This window comes from Occultella aeris, assembly GCF_902703175.1.
Taxonomy (GTDB): Bacteria; Actinomycetota; Actinomycetes; order Actinomycetales; family Beutenbergiaceae; genus Occultella; species Occultella aeris.
On record NZ_CACRYJ010000036.1, the window covers coordinates 39,432 to 55,903 of the forward strand.

Sequence of the window (16,472 nt, forward strand, 5' to 3'; positions counted from 1 at the left end):
TCTGACAAGATAGCAAGTACAACATGTACTGCCTAGAGTCTTGGAGTGTGAGACGTGCAGCACCTCGGCTACGAACTCAGTGCCAACGTGTCCCTGTTGTGGACCGAGCACGACTACCTCGATCGGTTCGCCGCCGCGGCGGACGCAGGCTTCGGCGCGGTGGAGACCTGGTGGCCGTTCCCGGACGCCGAGCCGACCGCCGCGCAGGAGGCGGAGCTGCTGCGGTCGATCGAGGCCGCCGGGGTGCGCCTGCGCGGGCTGAACTTCTTCGCCGGGGACATGCCCGCGGGCGAGCGGGGGATCGCCACGAACGTGGCCCGGCGGGCGGAGCTCACCGCGAACATCACCGCGGTGCGGCGGATCGCCGAGGCCACCGGGTGTGACCGGTTCAATCTGCTGTACGGGCAGGTGGCGGACGACGAGGACCCGACGGCGCAGCACGCCACCGCGCAGGAGGCGGTCACCATCGCGGCCGCGGCCCTGGCGGACCAGGGCGGGGTGGTGCTGATCGAGCCGTTGGCCGCCGGGCTGAACGGGGCCTACCCGTTGCACACGCACGAGGACGTGATCGCGCTGCTCGAGGGCCCGTTGGCGGGCGTGGCGGGCGTCGGTCTGCTGTTCGACACCTTCCATCTGGCCATGAACGGGGTGGACGTGGTCGCCGCGGCCGGGCGGTCCGCGGCGCACATCGCCCATGTGCAGATCGCCGATGCACCCGGCCGTGGCGAGCCCGGATCGGGTGACCTCGCCTGGGACGAGGTGTTCGCGGCGCTTCGGGCGGCCGGCTTCGCGGGGCCGGTCGCCGCCGAGTACCGGCCCACCGGGTCCACCGCGGACTCCCTGGCGTGGGTTCGCCCGTGAGCGGGGGTGGCATCCCCTACAGTGGCTCCGGGCGGCGGGGTGGCCGATCCCTAGACTCGTCTCATCGTCAGACAATCTCCCGAGGTGATCGCATGAGCGCAGGGCAGTTCCAACTGGGTCCGTCCTCGCTCACCGATGCCCTCTACGAGTCCGTCCGAACCAGGATCATCAGCGGGGACATCGCTCCCGGTGAGAAGCTGACCGAGCAGCGCATCGCCGACGACTACCGAGTGGCGCGGCCGACCGCGAAGGCGTGCCTGGAGCGGCTCACCGCGCTCGGGCTGCTGCGCCGGTCCGCCCACAAGACAGCGGTGGTGCCCGAGCTCGACGAGATCGACATCACCGACCTGTTCTTCACCCGCGAGATGTTCGAGTGCACGGCCGCAGACCGGCTGGCGCAGGCGCGGACCGTGCCGGAGGCGGCCCGCAAGGCCCAGACGGCGATCGAGTCAGCCGTCCGTGCGAAGGCCTTCGACGATCAGGTGGTGGCGGACATCGAGTTCCACTGGGCGCTCATCAACGCCGTCGACAGCCCCCGGTTGGCCCGGGTGTACGAGATGGTCAGTGGCGAGGTGCACCTGACGATGGGGCAGTTCAAGGCGCACCGGCGCACCGCCCCGTCGACGGTGGCGGCAGAGCACGCACTGATCCTCAAGGCGATCGAGGACGGCGACCGAGCCGCGGCCCGCGAGCAGATGGCCCATCACCTGCAGCAGGCGCGCGACCGGGTCCTCGCCCAGGTGCTCGCCTCGCGCGAGGAAGCCCCGGCCTGACCGCGATCGGCGACCGGGGCAGTTCTGCTCCCCGAGTTGCATCGCCGGCCCGCCTGGGTCACGGTGGAACGGACCGAGGCGCACGCGCGTGGTTCTCCGCTGCCGTCAAGCGTCCCCATCGAAGTCATGAGAGGGAGCACCTATGCTCACCCTGACCGAGAACGCCCAGTCCGCAATCAAGACCATCGCCTCCGAGTCGGGCCTGCCCGAAGAGGGTGGTGTCCGCATCTCCATGGCCGAGAACGGCAGCGAGCTCCAGATGGCCCTCGCGCCGGAGCCCGCGGCCGGCGACGACGTGATCGAGAACGCCGGGGCTCGGGTCTTCGTGCCCACCGATACCGCGGCGCTGCTCGCCGAGCAGGAACTCGACGCGGCGACCACCGAGCAAGGCACCGGCTTCACCCTGCGCCAGCAGGCATAGGGACGTCTCCCGCCGGTCGGCCGACGGCCGGCCGGCGGGAACAGTACCCCGAACGGGGTGAGGCCGGCCCGGCGGGGCCCGCGTAATGTGCGCGGCTATGACCACCGCCCCTGCCACCGGCCGTCCGGCCTGGCTGCTGCCGACCCTCGCCGGATACCGACGGCGATGGCTCGGCAAGGACGTCGCCGCGGGCCTGTCCGCGGGTGCGGTCGTGGTGCCGCAGGCGATGGCGTACGCCACCGTCGCGAACCTGCCCGTCGAGGTCGGGCTGTACACGTGCATCGTCCCGATGATCGTGTACGCGCTGCTCGGGGGCAGCCGGGCCATGAGCGTCTCCACGACGTCGACGATCGCCACACTGACCGCGACGACCCTGGTCTCCGCGGGCGTCGCGACCGGTGCGGACAACGCCGAGGACGCCCTCGGGTCCCTGGTGACCCTGACCCTGCTGGTGGGCGTCGTGCTGCTGGCTGCACGGCTGCTCAGGCTCGGTTCGCTGGTCGAGAACATCAGTGACGCCACGGTGCTCGGCCTGAAGATCGGGGTCGGCGCAACGGTCGCCGTCGGGCAGCTGCCGAAGCTCCTCGGCGAGACCGGGAACGTCAGCGGCGAGGGCTTCTTCAGCGGGCTGGCCGCGGTCGGCCGGGCCTGGGACAGCGTCAACGGTGTCACCGTGGCGCTGTCCGCAGCGTCGATCCTCGCGATCATCCTGCTCAAGGCCTTCGCGCCACGGGCACCGGGTGCGCTGATCGTCGTCGTGGCCGGGATCCTGATCGTCGCACTCACCTCGGCGCGGGACGCCGGCCTCCAGTTGATCGACCCGGTCCCCTCCGGCCTACCGGTGCCGACCTTGCCGGACCTCGACAAGCTCGGCGCGCTCGTGCCCGGCGCGTTGGCGATCGCGGTCATGGTGTTCATGGAGACGGCGGCCGTGGCGAAGGGCATCCGCAAGCCGGCCGACCCGATGATCGACAGTGACACCGAACTCCTCGCCGCCGGCGCCGCGAACATCGCCGGCGGCATGTTCGGCACCATGCCCGCCGCGGGCGGGTTCTCCCAGAGCGCCGTCAACGAGGGCGCCGGGGCACGCTCGCAGCTCGCCGGACTGGTGACCGTCGCGCTCGCCGTGGCGGTCGCCCTCTTCCTCGGCCCGGTGCTGAGCCTGCTCCCGCAGGCGACGCTCGCGGCCGTGGTGTTCGTCGCCGTCGTCGGCCTGATCCAGATCCCCACCTTGGTGCGGTGGGCTCGGATCAGCCCGCGTGACTTCTGGATCGCGAGCGTGGTGGCCGCCGTCGGCCTGACCGCCGGGCTGCTCGCAGCGGTCGGGTTGGGGGTGGTGCTGACCCTGGTCCTCGTGCTGCGCGAACTCAACATCCCCAAGCTCGACGTGACCGGACGCCGGGGCGCCACCCTCGCGGTCCACCTCGGGCGCGGCCTCTACACCGCGAACGCCCTGGAGAACGAGCGCGCCATCGTGGCCCTGGCCACGGCACAGGACGAGCCCATCGACACCCTCGTCCTGGACGTCGAGCGGCTCGAGGTCGTCACCATGACGGTGCTGAGCGCGCTTGAGGACCTCGACCGCGACCTGGCCGGCCAGGGCGTCGAACTGCACCTGGCGCGACTACCCGGATCCGCCCTCGACGTCGCCAAGCACGTGCCCTGGTACCAAGGGCTCGCGGCGGCCGGCCGCGTCCACGAGAGTGTCGAGGACGGACTGGCCGCCGCGGCGGACTGAGGCGTGGCCCAACCGGCCGATCAGGAGGTCCCGGCCGTGCTCTGGAGCTTCTCCATCACCTTGTTGATGGTGAACGAGGCGGGCTCCTGACGCGGCGGGAACTCCACGAACGTCTGCAGCATCGAGGCCACGTGTGCCTGGGCCGGCACGAACAGGAAGATCCGCGACATCATCCAGTCGTAGTACGTGTTGGACGTCCGGTCGGCACGTTCGTACGGGTCGGTCCGCAGGTTGAACAGCTTCGGTGCCCGCAACTCCACCCATGGGTCCAGCCACACGGCCAGCGTCCCTTCGGTGCGCTGCTCGAGGAACACGATCTTCCAGTTGTCGAACCGCAGCGCGGTGAGGTCGCCCTCGTCGGAGACGTAGAAGAAGTGATTCCGCGGGCTCTCCTCTGTGGCTCCGGTGATGTAGTCGAGCTGGTTGTGACCGTCGAGCTGCACGTGATAGTCGATGCCGTTCAGTTCGGTCCCCGCCGCCAACCGGTCGACGATGTCGGTGTCCCCGGCTGCCGCGAGCAGGGTGACGAACCAGTCGTTGTGGCTGACGATGCCGTTCAGGGTCTTTCCTGCCGGGATGTGCCCGGGCCAGCGCACCATCGCGGGCACCCGGTAGGCACCCTCCCAGTTCGAGTTCTTCTCGTTCCGGAACGGGGTCATGGCGCCGTCCGGCCAGCTGTTCATGTGCGGGCCGTTGTCCGTGGAGTACATGACGATCGTGTCCTCGGCCAGGCCGAGCTCGTCGATCAGGTCGAGCAGGCTTCCGACGACGTCGTCGTGGTAGAGCATCGCGTCGTGGTACTCGGACTGCCACCGCCCGGCGCGTCCCTTGTCCTGCTCGCGCACATGGGTCCGGAAGTGCATGTGCGTCGCGTTGAACCACACGAAGAACGGCGTGTCATCCGCGGCCTTGGCGCGGATGAAGTCCGACGCCGCGTCCCGGAACTCCTCGTCGCAGGTCTCCATGCGCTTCTTCGTCAGCGGACCGGTGTCCTCGATGCGCTGCGTACCGTCCCCGTTGGCCCAGGAGTGGATCACACCGCGCGGTCCGAACCGGTCGTGGAAGTTCGGGAAGTCCTCCGGTGAGGGGTAGTCACGGTGCTCGGGCTCCTCCTCGGCGTTGAGGTGGTAGAGGTTGCCGAAGAACTCGTCGAACCCGTGCATCGTGGGCAGGAACTCGTCCCGGTCACCCAGGTGGTTCTTCCCGAACTGGCCGGTGGCGTAGCCCTGGGCCTTGAGCGCGGTGGCGATCGTCGGGTCCTCCGCACGTAGACCCACATCGGCCCCGGGCATGCCCACCTTGGTCAGCCCGGTGCGGTACGGGTTCTGCCCGGTGATGAAGGCGGCCCGGCCGGCGGTACAGCTCTGTTCGCCGTAGTAGTCGGTGAACTTCACGCCCTCGTCGGCGACCCGGTCGATGTTGGGCGTCCGATAGCCCATCACCCCGTCGGAGTACGTACTGAGATTGGTGAGACCGATGTCGTCGCCCCAGATGATCAGGATGTTCGGCTTGTCTGCCACGATGAGCTCCCTCGATTCGGCGGCGGGTAATCCCCACAAGGATCGAATCACCGCGCAGGCCCGCACAGATCATCCGTCCCGGGTGAGCCCGCGCGCCCCTGCCATCCGTAGCGTCAGCCCACGTGGGCGGCGTGAGGTCCGTCCGGAGAGGGGAGGCGACAATGTCCGAAGCACTGCCGTCCTGGCGCGAGGGCCCCACCCGCGCCGCGATCGTCGAGTTCATCGACGCGGTCACCACCGAGGGCAGCCCTGACTTCGTCCCACCCGAGGGCAGGGTCGCGGTCTTCGACAACGACGGCACGCTCTGGACCGAGAAGCCGATGGTGGTCCAGCTGCACTACGTACTGCAACAGTGGAAGGCCGCAGCGGAGGCGGACCCGAGTCTTGCCGAGAAGCAGCCGTACCAGGCCGCAGTCTCCGGGGACCTGGCCTGGCTCGGCGCGGCCGTGGACAAGCACTACGCCGGGGACGACTCGGACCTTGGTCTGATCATCGCCGCGGTGTCCGCCGCCAGCGCCGGCTCGAGCGTCGAGGAGTACGAGGCGTCCGTGGCTGCGTTCTTCCGGGACGCGCGGCACATGACCATGGACCGGTCCTACGCCCACACGGTGTACCAGCCGATGGTCGAACTCATCCGGCTGCTGGACGCCCACGACTTCCGCACCTACATCGTCTCCGGCGGCGAACGCGACTTCATGCGCCTGATCGCGCAGGACTACTACGGGATCCCGACCCAACGGGTGGTCGGCACCGGGCTGGGTCTTGAGTACGACGCCGAGCACAACGTGGTGCGCTACAAGAGCGCCCTGGCCTTCTTCGACGACGGCCCCGAGAAGCCGGTGCGGATCTGGATGCGCACCGGACGGCGGCCGATCCTGGCTGCCGGCAACTCCAACGGGGACGTCCCGATGCTCCGGTTCGCCCAGGGCAATCCGCGCAGCCTGGCCCTGCTGGTCAACCACGACGATGACACCGACCGCGGCGACGCGCCCTACTCCAAGGGCGCCGAGAAGGCGATCGAGGCGGCGCCGGCACACGGGTTCACCGTGATCAGTGTCCGCGACGACTGGTCGCAGGTGTTCCCGGCCGACAGCCAACAGGGCTGAGGCGAGCCGACCGCACGAGCCGGGTTCCGCCGTCGGGCAATGACAACAGCCCGGCTCAGCCGTCCTTCGCGCAGCGGAAACCGATGTGGGACATCCCGGTGTCCTCCGCCTGGGGCGAGCGGGCGGCGGGGCGGAACCGGAGGCAGTACTCGGGCGAGCAGAGCTGCGACCCGCCCTTGAGGACCCGGCGGGGGATCGCGAACCCCTCCTGCGCGCTCGCGCTCGCGAGCAGGTTCGTGCGCTTGCCCGGGTCCACCGGATTGTCGGACAGACGCAGGTGGCGCGGCGTGTAGTAGTCCGTCGTCCACTCCCACACGTTGCCGATCATGTCGAAGAGGCCGTAGCCGTTCGCCGGGTAGGACCCGACCGGCGCGGCGTCGCCGACACCCTGGTTGTCGTAGGGGAAGCGCCCGAGCCAGGTGTTCGCCTGGGCGACGCCGCCGGGATACGGTTCATCGCCCCACGCGAACCGCTCGCCGTCCACACCACCGCGCGCTGCGTACTCGTGCTCGGCCTCGGTCGGCAGCCGCAGGCCCGCCCAGGTCGCGTACGCCGTCGCGTCCTCGAAGGCCACGTGGATGACCGGGTGGTTCTGGCGGTCGTCGACGGAGGATCCCGGGCCGAACGGCCGGCGCCAGTACGCGCCCGGCTGCCAGCGCCACCAGTTGCGCCAGTTCCGCAGGTCCACGGGGCCGTCGGTCGGGGTGAACACCATGGCGCCCGGCACCAGGTCCGCTGGGTCGGCGCCCGGGAAGTCCTTCGGATCCAGCTCGCGTTCGGCCACCGTGACGTAGCCGGTCGCGTCCACGAAGCGCGCGAACGCGGCGTTCGTGACCTCGTGCCGGTCGATCCAGAACGGCCCGACCGCGCGGGAGTGCACGGGACGCTCGTCGGGATAGAACTCCTCCGAGCCCATCAGGAACGTGCCGCCGTCGAGGTGGACCATGTCGTGGGTGGTGGTCGTCATGGTCGTGGGGGCTCCTTCGCTCGGCATCGTTCGGGAGTCTATGGGCAATGCCCGACGGCGGGCTCACCGCGCGTGGGCGGCTGGCGGCTCGGGCGTCGGCGAACGTCAACGCCCGACGGCGGTGGTCGCCTCGAGCGCGCCGCGCAGGGCCACGATGGTTGCGACGGGCAGGTCGCAGACGAAGCCGCGGCACACGTACGCCGCGGAGCCGCCGCGCAGGAGGGGGCGGTCGGCGAGGAGTGGATGCGGACTTGGGCCGGACCCACCTGCGGCCGGCGCCGGTGCGGCGGCCGGGTCCGCGCCGATGGCCGTCCGGTGTGCGCCGGTGGCCGCCGGGGATCCGAACGCGAGCACCAGGCCGGGTGCGGTGCTCGAGCGTGCGAGCCGGACCATCTCCCCGGCGAGCGCGTCGGTACCGACCACGGCGACCTGCACCGGTCCGGCCGTCGCCGCCTCGGCGACGGCGAGCGTCCACCCGGCGAACCGGGCGTCACGCCGGGCCACCTCGCCGCCGGCGGCGATCGCCGCGTCGGCCTCGGCCCGCCACCGGCCGGTGAGCGCGGAGAACGTCAGCAGCGCGCCGGCCAGAGCCGATGTGCCGGACGGCTCGGCGTTGTCGCCAAGGCCACGAGGGCGGATCACCAGCATCTCGGCGTCATCGGCGGTGTCGAAGAAGCCGCCGACGCCATCTGCGAAGTGGGCCAGCGCCGTGGCGAGGACCGCCTCGGCCGCGTCCATCCAGCGCCGCTCGCCAGTGGCCTGGTGCAGCGCGAGCAGACCCTCGGCGAGGTTGCCGTGGTCGTCGGCGACCCCCGCGGCCGGACCCGCGACGCCGTCGCGGGAGGTCCGGAGCAGCCGAGAGCCCGAGGAGGTCTGCGGCACCACGTGGACACGCAACAGGAACTCCGCGCACCGGGTCGCCGCAGCCACCCACTCCGGCCGCTCCAGCAGCGCCCCGGCCTCGGCCAGTGCCGCGATCGCCAGGCCGTTCCAGCTCGTCACCACCTTGTCGTCGCGGGCCGGCTGCGGCCGCACCGCCCGGGCCGCCAGCAGTGCCGCCCGCCAGGCGGGCCACTGCTCCGGCGGCTCGCCGAGCAATCGCAGCGTCGAGCGGCCCGCCTCGAACGTGCCCTCGGCGGTCACGCCCAACAGCTCGGCCGCAGCGACGCCGTCGGGCCCGAGGACCTGTTCCACCTCGCCTGGCGACCACACATAGGTCTGGCCTTCCTCGCCGTCGGTGTCCGCGTCCAGCGCGGAGGCGAAGCCGCCCTGTTCGGTGCCGAGGTCGCGCAGCACGAACTCGGCCGTCTCGGTGACCACCCGCCGGGCCTCCTCGGAGCCGGTGGCCCGGAACAGGTGCAGGTAGACGCGCAGCAGTTGGGCGTTGTCGTAGAGCATCTTCTCGAAGTGCGGCACCACCCACGCCGCGTCGACCGAGTAGCGCGCGAAGCCGCCGGCGAGCTGGTCGTAGATGCCGCCGCGAGCCATCGCGGTGCAGGTCGCCTCGGCCATCGCGAGTGCCCGCTCGGACCCGGTCCGCGCCGCGTGCCGGAGCAGGAACTCGAGGACCATCGACGGCGGGAACTTCGGCGCCGAGCCGAAGCCGGCCCGGCGGGGGTCGAAGTCGAGCCTCAGCTGCCCGACGGCGTCCGCGAGCTGGGCCTCGTCGATCGGCATCGGCGCACCTACGTCGGCCAACGCGCGCAGGTCGTCGGCGATCTTCGCACCGCCGTCCACGACCGCGGAGCGGTTGTCCCGCCACACCTCGGTCACGGCATGCAGGAGCTGGAGGAACTGTGCCCGGGGGTAGTAGGTGCCGCAGTGGAACGGCTCGCCGCCGGGGGTGAGGAAGCAGGTCATCGGCCAGCCGCCGGCGCCGGTCATCGCCTGGGTGGCGCGCATGTACACGGCGTCGATGTCCGGGCGCTCCTCACGGTCCACCTTGATCGCGACGAACTGCTCGTTGATCGCGGCGGCCACGTCGTCGTCCTCGAACGACTCGTGCGCCATCACGTGGCACCAGTGGCAGGCGGCGTAGCCGACGGACAGCAGGATCGGCACGTCCCGCTCGCGGGCCTCGGCGAGGGCACCTGGGCCCCACTCCTGCCAGTGCACCGGGTTGTCCGCATGCTGGCGGAGGTAGGGGCTGGTCGAGTGGGCCAGTCGGTTGGCCATTTTCATAACTCCTCACCGGTGGTGGCTGACACGGTCTCGAGCCGATGCTGCACGAGAGCTATACCCGACGACGCTCCGCAGAGGCAGTTGCAGGGCCTGACCGCCTCCAGCCTAGGCGGGAGGCAGTGTTCGGTCGTCCGCGCAGGAGCGTCAGGTGGGCGAGATGAATCGATGTCCAGGAATACCTTTCGGTCTCAGCGGGCCCCGGGCTATCGTCGCCTCCCATGGCCTTCTAGCGGGGGAGACCACGGTCCGTGGGCACCGACGTCGACGGATCTGTAGGGGACTGAGGGGCGGCCTGGGCCATGCAGGCAAGAACCTCCGCGAGAACCACGACCGGGTAGGGACCCGGTTGCGCAGAATCGGGGAGGAACCATGCGCACACCAAGGATCATCGGGACAACCGCAGCGATCACACTCACGCTCACCGTTGCCGCCTGCGGCTCGGGTGACGACGGCGCGGGATCGGGCGACGGGGCCCTGGTCGGCGAGGGCAGTGGGGCGGACTGCCAGATCGAGACGGCGGTCCCGGTGGGGGCGGCACTGTCACTGACCGGAGGAGCCGCCAGCTACGGCGAGTCGCAGCGCAACGGCCTGGAGCTGGCCGTGGCGCAACTCAACGAGCAGGGCGGCGTCACCTACGAGCTGGCCGTCGAGGACGACCAGACCGACCCGCGCCAGGGCATCACCGTCTTCGAGAACTTCGTCGGCGACGACACCAGCATCATCATCGGCCCCACCTTGTCCAACGGCGCCTTCCAAGCCCAGCCGATCGCCCAGGAGGCGGGCGTGCCGGTGCTGGCCATCTCCAACACCGCGTCGGGGATCACCGAGCAGGGTGACTACATCTTCCGGGACTCCCTGACCGAGGCACAGGTCATCCCGCAGACCATCGCGCTGGCCACCGAGACCTACGACCTGGAGCAGGTCGTGGTCATGTACAGCAACGACGACGCCTTCACCGAGTCCGGGTACGAGGTCTTCGCCTCCTCACTGGAGTCCGAGGGGGTCGAGATCAGCGACACCCTGACCTTCTCGGTCTCGGACACGGACTTCCGGCCGCTGCTCACCGAGGCGCTGGCGGCCGAGCCCGACGCACTCGTGGTGTCCGGCCTCATCGAGGCGGCGATCCCGTTGGTCACCCAGGCCCGCGACCTCGGCATCGACGCGCCGATCATCGGCGGGAACGGCTTCAACAACCCGCAGCTGATGACCGACGCCGGCGCGGCAGCCGAGGGTGTGGTGGTCGGCGCCGCCTGGAACTCCACCTCCGACATCCCCGAGAACGTCGAGTTCCTCGCGGCGTACGAGGAGGAGTTCGGCCGTGCACCGGACCAGTTCGCGGCTCAGGCGTACGCCGCCATGACGATCATCGACGTGGCCGTGCGGCACAACTGCTCGGGCGAGCGCGATGACATCCAGGACGGGCTGAACAACATCGTCGACCTGCCAACGGTGCTCGGTTCGCTGACCATCAACGACGACCGTGATGCCGAGCACGAGGCGGTCGTCCAGGTGGTCCAGGACGGCGCATTCGCCGTCCTCGGCTGAGGCGCGCGTCCGGCGATGGACATCCAACAGCTCCTCAACGGGCTGTTCATCGGCTCGATCTATGCCCTGTTCGCGATCGGCTTCACCCTGGTCTTCGGCGTCCTCGACCGCCTGAACCTGGCACATCCGGCGGTCTTCACCGTGGCCGCGTTCGTGGGGATCGAGCTGGTGGAGGTCGGTGGGCTCTCGATCTGGGCCGCGCTGCCGGTCGTGTTCGTGGTGGGCGGCCTGCTCGGTCTGGTGATCGAGCGGGTCGCCTTCCGGCCGCTGAAGGGCCGGCCGGATGCTCACTTCGCAGGCCTGATCTCCTCCATCGCGCTCGCTGGCATGTTCATCGCGCTGCTGCAGTGGCGCTACGGACCCGACACCAAGCGGTTCCCCGCGGAGTCCTTCCCGGACACCACGTACAAGATCCTCGGCGCCCAGGTCACCGGGGTGCAGGTCGCGATCCTCGTGATCACCATCGTGCTCGCCGTCGGGCTGCACCTGCTGGTCGGCCGGACCAGGCTCGGCCGCGGGATGCGGGCGACCGCGGAGAACCCGACGGCGGCACGGGTGGTCGGCATCGACGTGGACCGGGTCAGCGCGACGACGCTGGCCATCTCCTCCGCGCTCGGCGCCGTCGCCGGCGCGCTGTTCGCCATGAACGTGAACAGCGCGCAACTGGGCATGGGCAGCGCGATCGAGCTCAAGGGTCTTGCCGTGATCGTGGTGGGTGGGATGGCGTCACTGCCCGGCGCGCTGGTGGGCGGCCTGCTGCTCGGTCTCGCGGAGGTCTTCACCGTGCAGTACATCGGCTCGAGCTGGCGCGACCTGGTTGCCTTCGGGCTGCTGTTCCTGATCCTCGTGGCGCGGCCCCAGGGCCTGTTCGGCACCCGGAAGGTCCGGGAGGTCTGATGCCCGGCGACGCCACCTTCGTGTTCATCGCCATCGGCGGGATCTTCGCGTTCTCCTTCTACGCCGTGCTGGTCGCCGGGCAGCTCAGCCTGGGCCAGGCCGGCTTCGCCGCCATCGCCGCGTTCGGCTCGGCCAGCCTCGCGCCCGCGCCGGAGGAGGTCGGGGACATCCCGGCCCTGCTGATCGCCGTCGCCATCGGGATGTCTGTTGGGGCGCTCGCCTCGATCGTGCTGGGCCTGCCCACCATGCATCTGCGCGGGGTGTTCCTGGCCATCGCGACGCTCGGGTTCGCGGAGGCCGTTCGCATTCTCATCATCAACACCGAGTCGCTCGGCGGCGCCCAGGGGATGTCGGTGCCGAAGGTGGTCACCCCGGCGATCGCCTGGGTGTTCCTGGCGCTGGTCGCGTACTGGTTCTGGCGGCAGGGCCCGTCCCGGTACGGCCGGGCCCTCGCCGCGATCCGTGAGGACGAGCTGGCCGCTCGGGCGATGGGCATCGACGTGGGGCGGCACCGCCTGCAGGCGTTCGTCACCTCCGGCGCCGTAGCGGGACTCTACGGCGTGCTCTGGGCGTACTTCGTGCGCCTGATAGCCCCGGAGGACTTCTCCTTCACGACGGCGATCGACGGCCTGGTCACGGCCGTGGTCGGTGGGTCGACGCTCTTCGTGGGCCCGATCCTCGGCAGCGTCTTCCTCACCCTGGTGCCGGACCTGCAACGGGCCATCGGGATCGACGCCGGATGGATCCGCCCGTTCCTGGCCAGCCTGTTGCTGCTCCTGGTGATCCTGTTCCTGCCCGGCGGTCTCGCCGGCCTGATCCCACGGCGGGTACGGATGCCGGCCATCACGGGCACCGACCTCGGCAGCGAGGTCGCCGGGCTGGACCCGCGGCGGCACCCCGCCGGTGGCGAACCGGTGATCCGGTTGCGAGGGCTGAGCAAGGACTACGGCGGCGTGCACGCGGTACGCGACGTGGACCTCGAGGTCACCGGTGGCGAGATCGTCGGGCTGATCGGCCCCAACGGGGCGGGCAAGACCACCCTGGTCAACATGATCAGCGGCCTGACCCGCGGGTCTTCGGGAACGGTCGAGGTCCTGGGGGTGCGGCCGGGACGCACCGCCGTGCACCGGATCGCAGCCGCCGGGGTGAGCCGCACCTTCCAGCACTCCCGGCTGTTCCCGCGGCTGACGGCGTTGGAGAACGCCCTGGTGGGCAGCCATGTGGTGGCCCGGCCCACCTTCGTGCGCCGGCTCCTCTGGCTGCCGTCCGCCCGGTACGACGAGCGGCAGGCGCTCCAGCATGCGGCCCGGTGCCTGGCGCGGGTGGGGCTGGCGGACAAGGGCGCGGCGGTGGCCTCGGCGTTGTCCTACGGTGACCAGCGACGGCTGGAGATCGCCCGGGCGCTCGCAGCCGACCCGTCCCTGCTGATCCTGGACGAACCCGCTGCGGGCATGAACCGGGTCGAGGCCGAGCAGCTCTCCGACCTGATCGGCGCGTTGGGGCGGGACGGACTGACGATCCTGCTGATCGAGCACAACGTCGGGATGGTGATGCGCACCTGCAGCCGGATCGTGGTGCTGAACTTCGGGGAGGTCCTCGCGACCGGCACCCCGGAGCAGATCGCGGGCAACCCCGAGGTGGTCACGGCCTATCTGGGCAGTACCGAGACCGAGGAGGAGTCACGGTGACCGAACCGATCCTGATGGTCGACGACCTGCGTGTCCGGTACGGCCGGGTGGAGGCGGTGCGTGGGGTGACGTTCGAGGCGGCCCCAGGATCACTGGTGACACTGGTGGGCGCCAACGGTGCCGGCAAGAGCTCGATCATCAACGCCGTCTCCGGGATGGTGCGCCCGCGGGGCGGCCGGATCACGTTCGAGGGAAGGGACATCACCCGGACGCCCGCGCACCGGCTGGTCGCCGCCGGGCTCGTCCAGGTGCCCGAGGGCCGGCAGATCCTCGGGACGCTCACCGTCGAGGAGAATCTCCAGCTCGGTTCACCCGGCCGTGGCGGCATCGCCGAGGTCTACCAGCGGTTCCCGGTCCTGGCCGAGCGGCGGCGACTACAGGCCGGATCGCTCTCCGGAGGCGAACAGCAGATGCTCGCCATCGGTCGCGCCCTGGTGACCCGGCCACGGTTGATCCTGCTGGATGAACCGTCGATGGGGTTGGCGCCGCTGGTGGTGGACGAGGTGTTCCGGGTGATCGGCGAGATCCGTGCCTCCGGCACCACCGTGGTCCTGGTGGAGCAGAACGCCCGCCGAGCGCTGCGCGCCGCCGATCACGGCTACATCCTGGCCAGCGGGGAGATCGTGCACAGCGGGCCGGCCGCCGAGCTGTTGGACGACGACCGGGTGGTGCAGGCGTACCTCGGGGTCGAGACCTGAGCCTCGTCGCGGACTCCGCTCAGCGCTAGTGGTGCGGCTCCGACGTACCGGGTACGTCGCAACCACACCGCACGGGCCCCTGCGGTCAGAGCCGGTCGTCCTCCGGAGCAGGCAGCGGCCGGGACTGCTCCGCGGCCCGCATCGTCGCGCTGGCGGCGAGGGCTACCAGGGCGGCCGTGATGCCGGCCCCCATCACCACGAAGTAGCCGCCGCGCGGGCCGAAGGAGTCGATGGCCTGCCCGGACAGCGAGGTCCCGAAGGCGAAGCCGAGCCCGATCGCGGTGCCCACCCAGGTCAGGCCCTCGGTCAGGCGGGACCGTGGCACCAGCGCCTGCACGAGCGCGTTACCGGTGATGATCGTCGGCGCGATCGCGAATCCGGTCACGAACATCACCGGCGCCAGCACGAACAGCGAGTCCACCCAGACGAACAGCGAGACCCCGAGCGCGAGCAGGATCACGCCGCCGACGAACCGCTTCCACAGCGGCGAGACCCACTCCCGGGCGCCGTACAGCAGGCCGGAGAGCAGCGACCCGGCCGCCATCACGGCCAGCATCACACCGGCCCAGGCCTTCGCGCCGTGGGCCTCGGAGAACGCGACCGTGGCCACGTCCGAGGCGCCGAAGATGATCCCCATCGCCACGAACACCAGCGCGATCACGACCATCGGCGCCGAGCGCATCACCGAGCGGTGCTCGCCGTGCGGCGGGCGGCCGGACGGCGGCGGTTCGGTGGCCCGCTGGGACAGGAACCAGAACCCGCCGGCGCCGGCGGCGACGATCGCGGTGACCAGTCCCGCCGTCGGGCTGATCGAGGTGGCCAGGAACGTGGCGAGCACGGGCCCGATCACGAACACCAGCTCATCCAGCGCCGACTCCAGCGAGTACGCGGTGTGCAGGTCCCGCGGGCTGTCGACCACGCGGTTCCACCGGGCCCGCACCATGGCGCCCATCGAGCCCACCGTGGCTCCGCTGAGCACGGCCGCCAGGTACAGCCAGAGTTCGTCCGCGCGGACGCTGCCGACGATCGTGATCGCGGTCAGGCCGACCATCGCGATCGCCAGCGACTTGCGCATCACCTTCGCCTGCCCGAACCGGTCCACGAGCTTGGCGATCTGCGGCGCGCAGATCGCCTGGGCAAGCGCGTAGGCGGCGGCCACCCGCCCGGCCAGCCCGTAGGTGTCGTAGACGGTGGAGATCATCAGCACGATCGAGATCGTCACCATCGACATGGGGAGCCGGGCGAGGACACCGGCGGTGGAGAAGGCGAGGGCGCCGGGCCTGCTGAGCACGCGGCGGTAGGGGGCGAGCACGCCTGATTCTTGCACCGACTCCCACCCGGAATTGGCGCCGGGGTAGCGTGCGGTGATGAGGATCACCAAGCGTGAACATTCCTGCCTGATCGTGCAGTCCGACGGCGCCACCCTGATCATCGACCCCGGCTCGTTCTCGACCCTGCCGGACCCGGGTGAACTCGGCCCGGTCGTGGCCGTCGTCCTCACCCACGCGCACGCCGATCACGCGCACCCCGAGCACCTGGCCGCACTCCACGTCGCCAACCCCGACGCCGTGTTCCTCGGCCCGCCCGCGGTCGCGGCCGCCATCGCGGACACCCCGGTCCAAGTGGTGCAGGCCGGGCAGTCGCTGCGCGTCGGCCCCTTCGACCTGACCTTCCACGGCGGCGTGCACGCCCGGATCCACCCCTCCATCCCAGCAGCGGACAACGTCGGCGTGAGCGTGAACGACGTCCTCTACCACCCGGGCGACTCGGTGGAGCCCGCCGTCACCGGGGTGCCGGTGCTCGCCGCTCCGATCAGCGGGCCGTGGCTCAAGACCGGTGAGGTGATGGACCTCGTCGCCGCGGTCGCAGCCGCGCACGTGGTGCCGATCCACGAGTCCCACGCCTCCGCCGTCGGGCAGCAGTTGGCGGGCCGGCTCGTCGGCGGGGCCGCCGAGGCGGCCGGCGGTCGGTACCAGGCGCTGGCGGTCGGGGAGTTCCTCGAGGTCTAGCAACCGCCCGACGGCGGTGGTCGGGTCGGCCGACCGCTCACCGTCGCCGACCGCGAGGTTGTTGGCCT

General features: G+C 70.8%; 14 protein-coding genes. 10 read left to right on the forward strand and 4 right to left on the reverse strand.

The features are described from left to right. Nucleotides 1–54 precede the first annotated feature (54 nt). The 4 genes from HALOF300_RS13270 to HALOF300_RS13285 all read left to right on the forward strand — a co-directional run bounded on the left by HALOF300_RS13270 (nt 55) and on the right by HALOF300_RS13285 (nt 3,793). The gene (locus tag HALOF300_RS13270) at nt 55–861 is read left to right on the forward strand and encodes a TIM barrel protein (RefSeq protein ID WP_156741416.1); all 807 of its coding nucleotides are present in this window, start codon (nt 55–57) and stop codon (nt 859–861) included. 92 nt (nt 862–953) lie between these two features. Further along, nucleotides 954–1,634, forward strand: a complete 681-nt coding sequence (locus tag HALOF300_RS13275; RefSeq protein ID WP_156741417.1) for a GntR family transcriptional regulator — start codon at nt 954–956, stop codon at nt 1,632–1,634. Nucleotides 1,635–1,776: 142 nt separating this feature from the next. Next, nucleotides 1,777–2,055: a HesB/IscA family protein gene (locus HALOF300_RS13280; protein WP_156741418.1), complete on the forward strand. Its 279-nt coding sequence runs from the start codon at nt 1,777–1,779 to the stop codon at nt 2,053–2,055. Between the two features lie 97 nt (nt 2,056–2,152). Next, nucleotides 2,153–3,793 carry a SulP family inorganic anion transporter gene (locus HALOF300_RS13285; RefSeq protein WP_156741419.1) on the forward strand — a complete coding sequence of 547 codons (1,641 nt, stop codon included), beginning with the start codon at nt 2,153–2,155 and terminating at the stop codon, nt 3,791–3,793. A gap of 20 nt (nt 3,794–3,813) precedes the next feature. On the opposite strand, the gene HALOF300_RS13290 is transcribed toward HALOF300_RS13285, so the two are convergent. After that, nucleotides 3,814–5,313, reverse strand: a complete 1,500-nt coding sequence (locus HALOF300_RS13290; RefSeq protein WP_197522535.1) for an arylsulfatase — start codon at nt 5,311–5,313, stop codon at nt 3,814–3,816. A 161-nt stretch (nt 5,314–5,474) separates the two neighbouring features. On the opposite strand from HALOF300_RS13290, the gene HALOF300_RS13295 reads away from it, so the two are divergent. Further along, nucleotides 5,475–6,419: a haloacid dehalogenase-like hydrolase gene (locus HALOF300_RS13295; RefSeq protein WP_156741420.1), complete on the forward strand. Its 945-nt coding sequence runs from the start codon at nt 5,475–5,477 to the stop codon at nt 6,417–6,419. Nucleotides 6,420–6,474: 55 nt separating this feature from the next. Here HALOF300_RS13295 and HALOF300_RS13300 read toward each other — a convergent pair whose 3' ends face one another. Together HALOF300_RS13300 and HALOF300_RS13305 are read right to left on the reverse strand one after the other, a co-directional pair. Beyond that, nucleotides 6,475–7,365: a formylglycine-generating enzyme family protein gene (locus HALOF300_RS13300; protein WP_156741466.1), complete on the reverse strand. Its 891-nt coding sequence runs from the start codon at nt 7,363–7,365 to the stop codon at nt 6,475–6,477. Nucleotides 7,366–7,491: 126 nt separating this feature from the next. Then, the gene (locus HALOF300_RS13305; protein ID WP_156741421.1) at nt 7,492–9,561 is read right to left on the reverse strand and encodes a thioredoxin domain-containing protein; all 2,070 of its coding nucleotides are present in this window, start codon (nt 9,559–9,561) and stop codon (nt 7,492–7,494) included. A 375-nt stretch (nt 9,562–9,936) separates the two neighbouring features. On the opposite strand from HALOF300_RS13305, the gene HALOF300_RS13310 reads away from it, so the two are divergent. Genes HALOF300_RS13310 through HALOF300_RS13325 form a run of 4 tightly spaced genes read left to right on the forward strand, consistent with a single transcriptional unit; the run spans nt 9,937 to nt 14,395 of the window. Further along, nucleotides 9,937–11,112 (forward strand): ABC transporter substrate-binding protein, encoded by a 1,176-nt coding sequence (locus HALOF300_RS13310; protein WP_156741422.1) that lies wholly within the window; start codon nt 9,937–9,939, stop codon nt 11,110–11,112. A 15-nt stretch (nt 11,113–11,127) separates the two neighbouring features. Beyond that, the gene (locus HALOF300_RS13315) at nt 11,128–12,009 is read left to right on the forward strand and encodes a branched-chain amino acid ABC transporter permease (protein WP_231955337.1); all 882 of its coding nucleotides are present in this window, start codon (nt 11,128–11,130) and stop codon (nt 12,007–12,009) included. After that, nucleotides 12,009–13,697: a branched-chain amino acid ABC transporter ATP-binding protein/permease gene (locus tag HALOF300_RS13320; protein ID WP_156741423.1), complete on the forward strand. Its 1,689-nt coding sequence runs from the start codon at nt 12,009–12,011 to the stop codon at nt 13,695–13,697. Before HALOF300_RS13315 ends, HALOF300_RS13320 begins: the two co-directional genes overlap by 1 nt. Beyond that, complete coding sequence (locus HALOF300_RS13325; RefSeq protein WP_156741424.1) at nt 13,694–14,395, forward strand: ABC transporter ATP-binding protein; 702 nt, start codon at nt 13,694–13,696, stop codon at nt 14,393–14,395. Before HALOF300_RS13320 ends, HALOF300_RS13325 begins: the two co-directional genes overlap by 4 nt. An 85-nt stretch (nt 14,396–14,480) precedes the next feature. On the opposite strand, the gene HALOF300_RS13330 is transcribed toward HALOF300_RS13325, so the two are convergent. After that, nucleotides 14,481–15,773, reverse strand: coding sequence for an MFS transporter (locus HALOF300_RS13330; protein WP_331716228.1), 1,293 nt, complete (start codon nt 15,771–15,773; stop codon nt 14,481–14,483). Between HALOF300_RS13330 and HALOF300_RS13335 the strand changes: the two genes are divergently transcribed. Further along, nucleotides 15,763–16,404, forward strand: a complete 642-nt coding sequence (locus HALOF300_RS13335) for an MBL fold metallo-hydrolase (RefSeq protein WP_156741425.1) — start codon at nt 15,763–15,765, stop codon at nt 16,402–16,404. The two genes, HALOF300_RS13330 and HALOF300_RS13335, sit on opposite strands and share 11 nt — an antisense overlap. The last annotated feature ends 68 nt before the right edge of the window (nt 16,405–16,472 follow it).